This is a genomic window from Pseudomonas fluorescens, assembly GCF_001307275.1.
In the GTDB taxonomy this organism is placed as follows: domain Bacteria; phylum Pseudomonadota; class Gammaproteobacteria; order Pseudomonadales; family Pseudomonadaceae; genus Aquipseudomonas; species Aquipseudomonas fluorescens_AA.
Genome location: NZ_CP012831.1, coordinates 5,703,183 through 5,716,017, shown reverse-complemented (window position 1 = coordinate 5,716,017; position 12,835 = coordinate 5,703,183). Strand labels below are relative to the sequence as shown.

The following is a 12,835-nucleotide window of genomic DNA, read 5'->3' as shown; positions in this document are numbered from 1 at the left end:
GCAAGCTCGCTCCCACAGGGGTTTGGCAGGCAGGCACTCAAACCTGCAATCCCTCAACTACGCAACACGAACGAAGGAAACAACTCGCGCATCGTGGCCCACAGCTCCGGCTGCGAGGCCTGCGCCGAGACACTGGAAAGATGCGGGTCGAGCATCCGCGCGGTGCGCACCAGTTGCACGGCAAACCGGTTGACACCGCGTTCGCTCAAGCGTCTGGCCAGGGTCAACAGGCGTTCGGGGTCGAACAGATGCCAGTGCACCGTCGTGCGACATTCATAATCAACGCCGCTGTCCAGCAGGTGGTCGAGGCTGCGCCAGTTGGCGGCGCCGCTGCCTTCGACCCGGGTCACCTCCAGGGCATCTTCGGGCAAGGCCTTGATGTCGAACCCCACCCAGTCGGCAAGCCCGACCACTTTGGCGAAGGCCGCCGGCTTGATGCCGGCGCTGTGCAGGCCGATGCGAAAACCCATCTGCCGCACTTGCTCCATGGCCGGCGCCAGGCCGTCCTGCAAGGTCGGCTCGCCGCCGCTGAACACCACGGCGTCGAGCAGGTCCTGACGGCGTTGCAGGAACGCCAACACCCGACACCAATCCACCTCCTCGCTGCCGCGTGGCGGGATCAGTTGCGGGTTATGGCAATAACGACAACGCCAGGCACACCCCTGGCAAAACAGCACACAGGCCAGTTGGCCCGGATAATCGAGGGTGGTCAGGGGCACCATGCCCCCAACCCGTAGCACTCGACTCATGGACGCCCGGCCGCGCGTTCGGTGAAGTGCACCCGCTCACGATGCTCGGATTGCTTACCGGGGTTGAAGGCCGCCACCGGGCGGTGATACCCCATCACCCGGGTCCAGACTTCACAACGTTGACGCTGTGCTTGTGGAAGGCTTTGTGATGCATTCATGGGTGAAGCTCCTTGCGGTCGATGGATCGGATCAGTGAACGCTGCCTGCCAACTGCTGTTGCAGCAGCAAGGCCTCGTCGCATTTGGGGCAGAACTCGTGTTCGCCGGCCAGGTAGCCGTGCACCGGGCAGATGGAAAAGGTCGGTGTGATGGTCAGGTACGGCAGGCGGAAACGTCCCAGGGCCTTGCGCACCAGTTGCTTGCAGGCCTGTGTCGAGGAAATCTGCTCGGCCATGTACAGGTGCAACACGGTCCCGCCGGTGTATTTGCACTGCAGTTCGTCTTGCAACTCCAGGGCTTCGAACGGATCGTCGGTGAAGCCCACCGGCAGTTGCGACGAGTTGGTGTAGTACGGCGCGACCGGGCTGCCAGCCTGCAGGATATCCGGGTAGCGCTTGAGGTCTTCCTTGGCGAAGCGGTACGTGGTGCCTTCGGCGGGCGTGGCTTCGAGGTTGTAGAGGTGGCCGGTTTCCTCCTGGAAACGCAGCAACGTGGCCCGCACGTGATCCAGCAGTTTCAGGGCGAATGCCCGGCCCTGCTCGGTGTGCAGGCCTTGCTGGTCGTCGGTGAAATTGCGCAGCATTTCATGCAGGCCGTTCACGCCGATGGTGGAGAAGTGGTTGCGCAACGTGCCGAGGTAGCGCTTGGTGTAGGGGTACAAACCGGCATCCATGTGATGCTGGATGACCTTGCGCTTGACCTCCAGGCTCTCTTTCGCCAGTTCCATCAGGGTATCGATGCGTTGCAGTAACCCGCTGGTGTTGCCTTTGTACAGGTAGCCCAGGCGCGCGCAGTTGATCGTCACCACGCCCAGGGACCCGGTCTGCTCCGCCGAGCCGAACAGGCCGCCGCCGCGCTTGAGCAGCTCGCGCACGTCCAGTTGCAGGCGGCAGCACATCGACCGCACTTGGTTGGGTTGCATGTCCGAGTTGAGGAAGTTCTGGAAATACGGCAAGCCGTAGCGGGCGGTCATTTCGAACAGCCGGTCGGCGTTCTCGCTGTCCCACGGGAAGTCATGGGTGATGTTGTAGGTCGGGATCGGGAAGGTGAACACCCGCCCTTTCGCATCGCCAGCCTGCATCACCTCGATGTAGGCGCGGTTGATCAACTCCATTTCCGCTTGCAGATCACCGTAGGCAAACGGCATTTCTTCACCGCCGATGACCGGGATCTGTTCGCGCAGATCCTGGGGGCAGACCCAGTCGAACGTCAGGTTGGTGAACGGGGTTTGCGTGCCCCAGCGCGACGGCACGTTGAGGTTGTAGATGAACTCCTGCAACGACTGGCGAACCTGGTCGTAGCTGAGCCGGTCCTTGCGCACATAGGGCGCCAGGTAGGTGTCGAACGAGCTGAACGCCTGGGCGCCGGCCCATTCGTTTTGCAGGGTGCCGAGGAAATTCACCATCTGCCCCAGGGCGCTGCTCAGGTGCTTGGGCGGCCCGGCCTCGACCCGCCCTGGCACGCCGTTGAGGCCTTCATGCAAGAGGGTGCGCAAGGACCAGCCGGCACAGTAGCCGGCGAGCATGTCCAGGTCGTGGATATGCAGGTCCGCCTCGCGGTGCGCCTCGCCGATGGCCTGGCTGTAGACTTCGTCGAGCCAGTAATTGGCGGTGACCTTGCCCGATACGTTGAGAATCAGCCCGCCGAGGGAATAGCCCTGGTTGGCGTTGGCCTGCACGCGCCAGTCTTCGCGATCCAGGTATTCGTTCATCGAAGTGGCGACTTCCACCAGCGTACGACGATCCCGACGCAGGCGTCCGTGTTGCTCGCGATAGACGATGTAGGCGCGCATGGACAGGAAATACCCGGCGTCCATCAGAACGCGCTCGACGCGGTCCTGGATCTGCTCGACGTTCAACCGCGACTGCCCTTCCAGCCTTGCCAATACCGCCTCGAGCAACCCTTCGGCCTCGGCTTCGGCATACTCACCGGTGGCCTTGCCGGCGGCGATCAGCGCCTGGCGGATCTTGTCCGCATCAAAGGCGACCACACTGCCATCGCGCTTGTGCAAGCGGTTACACCCTACTGAGATCAACGTGCTCTGCATTTTGGCTCCAGACACTACATATAGGCTTTTTAATTTTTAAAAACACAATATGCAGTGGAGAGTACGGCCAAATGATCGAGTTGCAATTGATCGATATCAAGAATCGGGGGCGACGACCAACCCGCTTGGAAAGGAGCAATGCGCCTCGCACAAGGGGATGGGAGTATGGCTGAGAGAACCAGGTTGGCTGGCAGGTCGCCTTCGCGAGCAGGCTCGCTCCCACAGTTGGATCGGGGTATGACTGTGAGAGTCAGGTCGGCTGGCAGGCCGCCTTCGCGAGCGAGCTCGCTCCCACAGTTGGATCGGAGCACGACCGTGAGAACCAGGTCGGCTATAAGGCCGCCTTCGCGAGCAGGCTCGCTCCAACAGTTGGATCGGGGTATGACCGTGAGAGTCAGGTCGGCTATAAGGCCGCCTTCGCGAGCGAGCTCGCTCCCACAGTTGGATCGGGGTATGACCGTGAGAATCAGGTCGGCTATAAGGCCGCCTTCGCGAGCAGGCTCGCTCCCACAGTTGGATCGGGGTATGACCGTGAGAACCAGGTCGGCTGGCAGGTCGCCTTCGCGAGCAGGCTCGCTCCCACAGTTGGATCGGGGTATGACCGTGAGAATCAGGTCGGCTATAAGGCCGCCTTCGCGAGCAAGCTCGCTCCCACAGTTGGATCGGGGTATGACCGTGAGAATCAGGTCGGCTATAAGGCCGCCTTCGCGAGCGAGCTCGCTCCCACAGTTGGATCGGGGTATGACCGTGAGAATCAGGTCGGCTATAAGGCCGCCTCGCGGTGGTCGTTGATTTCGGCGCCCCGTTAACCACGACGGCCGAACGCAGGCATTGTGGAGTGGGCATCCCGGCATGGATGCCGGGATAGCCGCGCTGGGCCATGGATGGCCCTTCGCGGCGGCCCACGGAGCAATGCCGGAGTGAGGGCACACCGAGCCTAGGCGAGGTGCCGAGTGGTGGGGCATGAGCGCTTTGGTTACTTTCGCGCTTTTCGAAAGTGACCCGCCGTCAGGGCGGAACCCTAAGTGGCCGTTACCGCAGAAACGGATATGTCCCCAACACCCCAACACCCCAGCACCCCAGCACCCAGAACAGGACTGCTACGCAACCCAGCGTGAGCAAGCTCCCTCGCCACGGGGTCCGCGTAAACCCTTACCCCCCACTCATATTCATGAACCGCACAATCTGCACCTCCCCACCCGGGTTGAAGTCATGCCGCAATGGCTTGCCGCGCAACGCCTGCTGCACCGCCTGGATCACCGGTTGATCGTCCAGCGGATAACGTCGCAGCAAGCCACGCAGGTCAAGAGAGTCTTCTTGCCCCAGGCACAACAGCAAGCGCCCTTCGACAGTCATGCGCACGCGGTTGCAACTGGCGCAGAAGTTATGGGTGTTGGGCGAAATGAAACCGATCCGGGTATTCGGATGACGCTCCAGGCGCACATAGCGCGCCGGCCCGCCGCTGTTTTCGGTGCTGTCCAGCAGCCGGTGATGGCGAGCGATCTCGGCCCGGACCTCATCGCTGGAACAGAACGACTCACCCCGGGAACGCCCCACCTCCCCCAACGGCATCTCCTCGATAAAACTGATGTCGATGCGTTGATCGATGGCGTACTGCACCAGCGCCGGGACCTCATCGAAGTTGCGTCCTTTCATCACCACGCAATTCAACTTGACCCGCTCGAACCCGGCGACCTTCGCCGCTTCAATCCCTGCCAGCACTTGATCGAGGTTGCCGTTACGGGTGATCGCCCGAAAACGCTCACCGTCGAGGCTGTCGAGGCTGATGTTCATGCGCTTGACCCCAGCCTCGACCAGCGGCTGGGCCAGACGCCCCAACTGCGAGCCGTTGCTGGTCATCACCAGTTCCCGCAGGCCGGGCAGTGCCGCGATGTCGCGACATAGCCCGACGATGCCCGGGCGGATCAGCGGCTCGCCACCGGTCAGGCGGATTTTCTTCACCCCCAGGCCGACGAACAGCCGCGCCAGGCGCTGCAACTCTTCCAGGGTCAACACCTGCTGACGCGGCAGGAAGGTCATGTTTTTCGCCATGCAATACACACAGCGAAAATCACAACGATCGGTCACCGACATCCGCAAATAATCGATCTGGCGCCCAAACCCGTCCTGCAACACCGCGTTCATGGAAATCTCCCGGTTGGGCCAGCGCTCACTGCACCAGCGGCGAGTCGGCGCCCTGAAGGTGAATGCCGCGAATATCCGCCGCACCAATCAGGGTTTGCAGGTACTGCACCAGCGCCCTTTGCCAAACGCCCTGCTGCAGTTGGGTGCGAATCGCTGTCGCCACGGCCTCATACGGCAACGGCTGGCCATCGATGCGCTGGTCGATGCTGATCACATGCCAGCCGTAGCGACTTTCCAGCGGCTTGCCCGCCAGGCCCGCCGGCAGGGTGAACAATTGGCGCTCCAGTTCAGGCACGGTCTGGCCCTTGCTGATCTGCCCCAGCGACCCGCCCTGCTCCTTGGACGGACACGCCGAATACTTCAGCGCCAGCTCGGCGAAGCTGCCCGGGAACTGGTCCAGCCGCTCCAGCAGCAACTCGGCCTGGACATGGGCCAGGCTGCGGGCCTCGGCATCGTCCGGCGCGCATTCGAGCAGGATGTGCCGCACCGCCAGCAACGGCGCGCTGTGGAAGCGCGCCCGGTTGCTTTCGTAGTAACGCAGGCAGGTGGCCTCGTCACACTGCGGCACCTGCACCTCGCGTTCGAGCAACAGCCGCGTGGCTGCCTCTTCTTCGTTTTCACCGGCACCGACCTGCAACGCCAGGCCCAGCTCGCCGATACGCTGCTGGAGCAATTGGCGAATCACCAGGGCCCGAGCGGCCTGGTACACCGCGTCCTCGCGACTGTCGGCCGGGTGATATTGCAGCTCCTGGGCCATCGCCTGCGGGGTGATCGACACCCCGTTGACGCTGATGATCGGCCACTCCTGCTCACTGCTGGCAATCAACTCTGGCGCTTGATCTTCCACCACCGGCCCGGCCTGGGCCGGCTCGAACTGCACCGCCCCTACGGGTTCCACATCGACCACCGGCGGCACTTTTGCCGAGGAGCCGCAACCACCGCCACCGCTACCACCGCCACATCCGCATCCACTCGCCATGATCTTCTCCTCAGAACTTCTGCCGAACGATTTGATAACGACGCCCCAGGTACCAGACCGGCGCACTGACGATGTGCACGAGACGGGTGAACGGGAACAGCACGAACAGGGTCAAGCCCAGCACCACGTGGAGCTTGTAGACCAGGCCCACCGGCGCTATCGCGGTAGCGGCTTCCACCGGCCGCAACAGCACAGTGTTCTGGGCCCAGTCGGCCAGCATCACCATCACCGAGCCATCCATATGGGCGGTGGATGCGACGATGGTCATCAGCCCCAGCACCAGTTGCACCAGCAACACCACCAACACGAGGATGTCCGAGACATTGGAGGTGGCGCGCACCCGTGGGTCGGTCAGGCGGCGGTTGAGCAGCATCACCAGGCCGATCAGGCCCAGCACGCCGAAGAACCCACCGGAAACCATCGCCAGCAACTGCTTGTTCTCAGTGCTCAGCACATGGTGGTAGATCGCCGCCGGCGTCAGCAGGCCGACGAAGTGCCCGGCCAACACGAACAGCACGCCAACGTGAAACAGGTTGCTCGCCACGCGCATGCCGCGCTTGTTCAGCATCTGGCTGGAACCGGCCTTCCAGGTGTACTGGGACAGATCGAACCGTGCCCAGCTGCCGAGCAGGCAAATCGCCAAAGCGACATAGGGGTAGACCCCGAACAACAACAGATCCCATTTAGACATTGCCCACCTCCCCGGCTGGCGCTGCGGCCCGCCCTTCATGCTGAAAATCCACCCAGTGCAACGGCACTGCACTTTCGTCCCGCGCCTTGCCTGGCGCGCTGGGCAGTGAACTGCAACGGTCCTGCTGTTCGGCCTTCATGAAATCCACCTGCTCTTCTTCCCAGATCTTGTCCAGGGCTTCGAGGGAGTCGTCCCGGGGCTCGGCCTTCACTTGCTCACGCAACTCGGCCACCGCCACCTGGGGTTCGGCCCCGGCGATTTGCAACAAGGCCCGGAAGCAACTGGCGTAGACGCTTTCACGCTCGTCCAGGCGCGCCGCGAGCAAGGCCAGCAGGTACGCCACATCCGCCAGGCCCTCGCGGGCCTCGAGGTCTTCGCGGGTGGAGAGAAACTCCAGGTACAGCGGGATGTAGTCAGGCAACTCTTTGACGCCGATGGCGAAACCAGCCTCTTCGTACTGGGCCATCATGTCCACCATGGCCTGGCCCCGATCACGGGACTCACCGTGGACATGTTCGAACAACAGCAGCGACAGCGAACGGCCCCGGCCGAACAGCGCGCCGTAGTGTTCCTGGCCGTCCATCAAGTCCTTGCCGCAGATCACTTCCAGCAATTCGAACAGCCCGGCGCGCTGCTGGGGACTGATCTCCCGCGCTTGCGCAATGGCCTGCTCCAGCTCGTCGCGACCGGCCACCAGGGTCTCGGTCGGATAATCGAGCAGCAACGAAATCACCTTGAGAATGCGCATGTTCATTCCTCCCACAACTGCACGGTTTTGATCACGTCGCGACGATTGGCCTTCTTGCCGCCGAACATGTTGGTGTCGGAGCTGCCGCTGCAGCCGCTGCCGAAGCTGAAACCACAACCGGAGCGTTCGGCGAACGCATCGCTCATGGCGTCTTCACGGTGGGCGCTCGGTACGACGAAACGGTCTTCGTAGTTGGCGATGGCCAGGTAGCGGTACATCTCTTCCACCTGGTTCACGCTCAAGCCGACGTCGGCCAGCACTTGCAGGTCCTGCACACCATCGACCTGTTCGGAGCGCTTGTAGGCCCGCATCGCCAACAGACGCTTGAGGGCGCGTTTGACCGGTTTTTCGTCGCCGGCAGTGAGCATGTTCGCCAGGTAACGCAGCGGAATGCGCAGGCTGTCGACATCCGGGATCACCCCGTTCATGCCCACGGTACCGGCGGCGGCAGCGTTCTGGATCGGTGACAGTGGCGGCACGTACCAGACCATTGGCAAGGTGCGGTATTCCGGGTGCAGCGGCAGCGCAAGTTTCCAATCCACGGCCATTTTGTAGACCGGCGAACGTTGCGCCGAATCGATCACCGACTGTGGCACGCCATCGGCCAGGGCCTGGCGAATCACCGCCGGGTCGTTGGGGTCGAGGAAAATCTCCAGTTGCTTCTCGTACAGGTCCTTCTCATCGGCGGTGCTCGCCACTTCGCTGATGCGGTCGGCGTCATACAGCAGCACGCCGAGGTAACGGATCCGGCCGACGCAGGTTTCAGCGCAGACCGTCGGCATCCCGGCTTCGATACGCGGGTAGCAGAAGATGCATTTTTCCGACTTGCCGCTCTTCCAGTTGAAATAGATCTTCTTGTACGGGCAGCCACTGATGCACATGCGCCAGCCACGGCACTTCTCCTGGTCGATCAGGACGATGCCGTCCTCTTCGCGCTTGTAGATCGCGCCGCTCGGGCACGATGCGGCGCACGCCGGGTTCAGGCAGTGCTCGCACAGGCGCGGCAGGTACATCATGAAAGTGTTTTCGTACTCGCCGTAGATGTCTGCCTGGATCTTGTCGAAGTTCTTGTCCTTGCGCCGCTTGGCGAACTCGGTACCGAGGATTTCCTCCCAGTTCGGGCCCCATTCGATTTTCTGCATGCGCTTGCCAGACACCAGCGAACGCGGGCGGGCGGTGGGTTGATGCTCGCCCAGTGGCGCGGTGTGCAGGTGCTGATAGTCGAAGTCGAACGGTTCGTAGTAATCGTCCAGGCTGGGCAGGTCCGGGTTGGCGAAGATGTTCGCCAACACGCGGAACTTGCCGCCGATGCGCGGGTTGATCGAACCGTCGGCGTTACGGACCCAGCCGCCCTTCCACTTGTCCTGGTTTTCCCACTCCTTGGGATAGCCGATGCCCGGCTTGGATTCGACGTTGTTGAACCAGGCGTATTCCATGCCTTCGCGGCTGGTCCAGACGTTCTTGCAGGTGATCGAGCAGGTGTGGCAGCCGATGCATTTGTCCAGGTTCAGGACCATGCCGATTTGTGAGCGAATCTTCATCTCAGTTCTCCTCGATATCAGTCGGCAGTGGACGCGGCAGATCATCGCCACTGGAACCGTCGAGCCAATCGACCTTGGACATCTTGCGCACCACGACGAACTCGTCGCGGTTGCATCCGACCGTGCCGTAATAGTTGAAGCCATAGGCCTGTTGGGCGTAGCCACCAATCATGTGGGTAGGCTTGAGCACCACACGGGTCACCGAGTTGTGGTGGCCGCCACGGGTCTTGGTGGTTTCAGAACCGGGTACATTCACGATCCGTTCCTGGGCGTGATACATCATCACCATGCCTTCCTTGACCCGCTGGCTGACCACCGCACGAGCGGTCAATGCGCCGTTGACGTTGAAGCATTCGATCCAGTCGTTGTCCTCGATACCGGCACGCTTGGCGTCGATTTCCGAGAGCCAGACAATCGGCCCGCCACGGCTCAAGGTCAGCATCAGCAGGTTGTCGCTGTAGGTGCTGTGGATGCCCCACTTCTGGTGCGGGGTGATCCAGTTCAGGACGATCTCGGTCTCGCCATTGCTGCGCTTGCCCTTCACGCCGGCGATGGTGCGGGTGTTGACTGGTGGCCGGTAGCTCATAAGCTGTTCGCCGAACGCCTGCATCCACGGGTGATCCTGATAGAACTGCTGGCGACCGGTGATGGTGCGCCATGGGATCGACTCATGGACGTTGGTGTAGCCGGCGTTGTAGCTCACGTGATCGTCTTCCAGGCCGGACCAGGTCGGGCTGGAAATGATCTTGCGCGGCTGGGCTTGAATGTCGCGGAAACGAATGGCCTCGTGCTCCTTGGAGACGGCCAGGTGGCTGTGGTCGATACCGGTGAATTCCGACAGCGCCGCCCAGGCTTTCACCGCGACATGGCCGTTGGTTTCCGGGGCCAGGGACAGGATCACTTCGGCGGCGTCGATGGCGCTGTCGATTTTTGGCCGCCCTTGGCTGATGCCGGCCTCGACTTCCTTGTGGTTCAGTTCGCCGAGGAATTTCACTTCAGTCTCGGTGTTCCAGTTGATGCCCTTGCCGCCATTGCCGAGCTTCTCGAGCATTGGGCCCAGGGAGGTGAACTGCTTGTAGATGTTCGGATAGTCGCGCTCCACCACCTGCAGGTTCGGTGCGTTCTTGCCCGGGACCGGCGCCACACCGGCACTTTTCCAGTCGGTGCCGCCAAAGGGTTGGGCCAGCTCGCCGACGCTGTCGTGCATCAACGGTACGGTGACCAGGTCTTTTTCGACGCCCAGGTGGCCGACCGACATGGCGGAAAACGCCTTGGCGATGCCTTTGTAGATTTCCCAGTCCGAACGCGACTCCCAGGCCGGATCGATGGCGGCCGACAGTGGGTGGATGAACGGGTGCATGTCCGAGGTGTTCATGTCGTCTTTTTCGTACCAGGTCGCGGTCGGCAAGACGATGTCGGAATACACGCAGGTCGAGGACATGCGGAAGTCCAGGGTGGTCACCAGGTCGAGCTTGCCGATGGCGCCTTCGTCGACCCACTCGGCTTCGGTGGGCTTGCACTCGGTGCTATGGCCGATGTCTTCGTTCATCACACCGTTCTTGGTGCCCAGCAAGTACTTGAGCATGTACTCGTGGCCCTTGCCCGAGGAGCCCAGCAAGTTGGAACGCCAGATGAACATGTTGCGCGGGAAGTTCGCCGGGCTGTCCGGCTGTTCGCAGGCAAAGCGCAGGGAACCGTCCTGCAGCGACTTGACCACGTAGTCCTTGGGTTCCAGGCCCGCGGCGGCGGCCTCGCGGCAGATGTGCAGCGGGTTGGTGTTGAGTTGCGGCGCGCTCGGCAACCAGCCGGCCCGTTCGGCGCGGATGTTGTAGTCCAGGGCGTGCTCGGGGAACTGCGATTTGTCGGCCAGGGGCGAGAGCACGTCGTGCATGCTCATCTTCTCGTGGCGCCATTGCGAACTGTGGCCATAGAAGAAGCTGGTGCCGTTCATCTGCCGTGGCGGACGGTTCCAGTCCAGGCCGAAGGCCAGGGGCAGCCAGCCGCATTGCGGACGGAGTTTTTCCTGGCCCACATAGTGGGCCCAGCCACCGCCGGTCTGACCGACGCAACCGCAGAGCATGAGCATGTTGATCAGCCCGCGGTAGTTCATGTCCATGTGGTACCAGTGGTTCATCGCCGCACCGACGATGATCATCGAGCGTCCACGGGTCTTGTCGGCGTTGTCGGCGAACTCGCGGGCGATCTGGATCGCCTTCTCGCGGCTCACACCGGTGATCTGCTCCTGCCAGGCCGGGGTGCCGGGCACCGAGGCGTCGTCGTAGTCCTTGGCGACGTTGGCGCCACCCAGGCCACGGTCGATGGCCAGGTTGGCCGCCGACAGGTCGAACACGGTGGCGACTTTCGCCACGCTGCCGTCGGCCAGCACCACGCTGTGCACCGGTACCCGCCGGAACTGCACCGCGTCACCGGCCACATGCTGGAAGTACTCCTGGGCTTCGCCGGCGAAGTACGGGAACGCCACCTCGGCGACGTCGCCGCCGATCAGGCTCAGCTTGAGGTCGATCTCACGCCCCTCGCCGCCTTCACGGGGGAGGATGTTCCACTTGCCCTTCTCGCCCCAGCGATAGCCGATGGAGCCTTGGGGCGAGACCAGTTCGCCGCTGGCATCCAGGGCGATGGTTTTCCATTCCGGGTTGTTCTCTTGGCCGAGGTTGTCGGTCAAGTCACTGGCCCGCAGGAAACGGTCTGGCTGGTAACCCGCGCCCGGCGCCGCGCCAAGCATCGGCTTGAGCATCACCAGCACTGGCAGGTCGGTGTAGCGCTTGGCGTACTCGGTGAAATAGGCGCTGGGCTTGTCCAGGTGGAATTCTTTGAAGATCACATGGTTGAAGGCCTGGGCCAGCGCAGCGTCGGTGCCCTGCTTGGGGTTGAGCCACAGGTCGGTGAGCTTGGCGACTTCCGAGTAGTCCGGGGTGATCGCCACGGTCTTGGTGCCCTTGTAGCGCACCTCGGTGAAGAAGTGGGCGTCGGGGGTACGGGTCTGCGGGACGTTGGAGCCCCAGGCGATGATGTAGTTGGAGTTGTACCAGTCGGCCGACTCCGGCACGTCGGTCTGCTCGCCCCACACCATTGGCGAAGCGGGCGGCAAGTCGCAGTACCAGTCATAGAAGCTCAGGCACACGCCACCGATCAGCGACAGGTAACGCGAGCCGGCGGCATAACTGACCATCGACATGGCCGGGATCGGCGAGAAACCCACCACCCGGTCCGGGCCGTGCGTCTTGACGGTGTAGACGTTGGCGGCGGCGATGATCTCGTTGACTTCTTCCCAGTTGGAACGGATGAAGCCACCCATGCCACGCTTGCTCTTGTACGAGTCGGCCTTGGCCTTGTTCTCGACGATGCTGGCCCAGGCTTCCACTGGCGGCAGGGTCTGCCGGGCTTCGCGCCACAGTTTGAGCAATGGCTTGCGGATCTTCGGGTACTTGAGCCGGTTGGCGCTGTAGATGTACCAGCTGTAGCTCGCGCCACGCGGGCAGCCCCGTGGTTCGTGGTTGGGCAGGTCATTGCGGGTGCGCGGGTAGTCGGTCTGCTGGGTTTCCCAGGTAATCAGGCCGTTCTTGACGTAGATTTTCCATGAGCAGGAACCGGTGCAGTTCACCCCATGGGTGGAGCGCACGATCTTGTCGTACTGCCAGCGGGAACGGTAGACGTTTTCCCAGTCGCGGGACTCCTTGCGGGTCTCGCCATGGCCGTCTGAAAACTCGCCTTGCTTGCGGTTGAAGAACCGCAGTTGATCCAGTAAATGACTCACAG

9 protein-coding genes are annotated in these 12,835 nt (G+C 62.5%); all 9 read right to left on the bottom strand.

The window, feature by feature from the left end; genetic code table 11:
• Positions 1-53 precede the first annotated feature (53 nt).
• On the bottom strand, positions 54-749 hold the full coding sequence (locus AO356_RS25270; RefSeq protein ID WP_060742105.1) for an anaerobic ribonucleoside-triphosphate reductase activating protein: 696 nt from the start codon (positions 747-749) through the stop codon (positions 54-56).
• The gene (gene nrdD / locus AO356_RS25265; RefSeq protein ID WP_003202433.1) at positions 746-907 is read right to left on the bottom strand and encodes an anaerobic ribonucleoside-triphosphate reductase; all 162 of its coding nucleotides are present in this window, start codon (positions 905-907) and stop codon (positions 746-748) included. The genes AO356_RS25270 and nrdD overlap by 4 nt, the downstream gene beginning before the upstream one ends.
• Before the next feature lie 31 nt (positions 908-938).
• On the bottom strand, positions 939-2,954 hold the full coding sequence (locus AO356_RS25260; RefSeq protein ID WP_060742104.1) for a ribonucleoside triphosphate reductase: 2,016 nt from the start codon (positions 2,952-2,954) through the stop codon (positions 939-941).
• Between the two features lie 1,152 nt (positions 2,955-4,106).
• Complete coding sequence (moaA, locus tag AO356_RS25255) at positions 4,107-5,099, bottom strand: GTP 3',8-cyclase MoaA (protein WP_060742103.1); 993 nt, start codon at positions 5,097-5,099, stop codon at positions 4,107-4,109.
• Positions 5,100-5,124: 25 nt separating this feature from the next.
• A complete protein-coding gene (locus tag AO356_RS25250) occupies positions 5,125-6,078 on the bottom strand; it encodes a peptidylprolyl isomerase (RefSeq protein WP_060742102.1) in 954 nt (317 codons plus the stop codon).
• 10 nt (positions 6,079-6,088) lie between these two features.
• Positions 6,089-6,769 carry a respiratory nitrate reductase subunit gamma gene (narI, locus tag AO356_RS25245; RefSeq protein ID WP_060742101.1) on the bottom strand — a complete coding sequence of 227 codons (681 nt, stop codon included), beginning with the start codon at positions 6,767-6,769 and terminating at the stop codon, positions 6,089-6,091.
• Positions 6,762-7,517, bottom strand: a complete 756-nt coding sequence (gene narJ, locus AO356_RS25240; protein WP_060742100.1) for a nitrate reductase molybdenum cofactor assembly chaperone — start codon at positions 7,515-7,517, stop codon at positions 6,762-6,764. Before narJ ends, narI begins: the two co-directional genes overlap by 8 nt.
• A 2-nt stretch (positions 7,518-7,519) precedes the next feature.
• Positions 7,520-9,058, bottom strand: coding sequence for a nitrate reductase subunit beta (gene narH, locus AO356_RS25235; protein ID WP_060742099.1), 1,539 nt, complete (start codon positions 9,056-9,058; stop codon positions 7,520-7,522).
• Between the two features lies 1 nt (position 9,059).
• A complete protein-coding gene (locus AO356_RS25230) occupies positions 9,060-12,833 on the bottom strand; it encodes a nitrate reductase subunit alpha (RefSeq protein WP_060742098.1) in 3,774 nt (1,257 codons plus the stop codon).
• Between the last annotated feature and the right edge of the window lie 2 nt (positions 12,834-12,835).

Coding starts and splice junctions, on each gene's coding strand:
- AO356_RS25260 (WP_060742104.1), bottom strand. CDS start 2,954: ATGCAGAGCACGTTGATCTCAGTAGGGTGTAACCGCTTGCACAAGCGC.
- AO356_RS25250 (WP_060742102.1), bottom strand. CDS start 6,078: ATGGCGAGTGGATGCGGATGTGGCGGTGGTAGCGGTGGCGGTGGTTGC.
- narJ (WP_060742100.1), bottom strand. CDS start 7,517: ATGCGCATTCTCAAGGTGATTTCGTTGCTGCTCGATTATCCGACCGAG.
- AO356_RS25270 (WP_060742105.1), bottom strand. CDS start 749: ATGAGTCGAGTGCTACGGGTTGGGGGCATGGTGCCCCTGACCACCCTC.
- narH (WP_060742099.1), bottom strand. CDS start 9,058: ATGAAGATTCGCTCACAAATCGGCATGGTCCTGAACCTGGACAAATGC.
- nrdD (WP_003202433.1), bottom strand. CDS start 907: ATGAATGCATCACAAAGCCTTCCACAAGCACAGCGTCAACGTTGTGAA.
- moaA (WP_060742103.1), bottom strand. CDS start 5,099: ATGAACGCGGTGTTGCAGGACGGGTTTGGGCGCCAGATCGATTATTTG.
- narI (WP_060742101.1), bottom strand. CDS start 6,769: ATGTCTAAATGGGATCTGTTGTTGTTCGGGGTCTACCCCTATGTCGCT.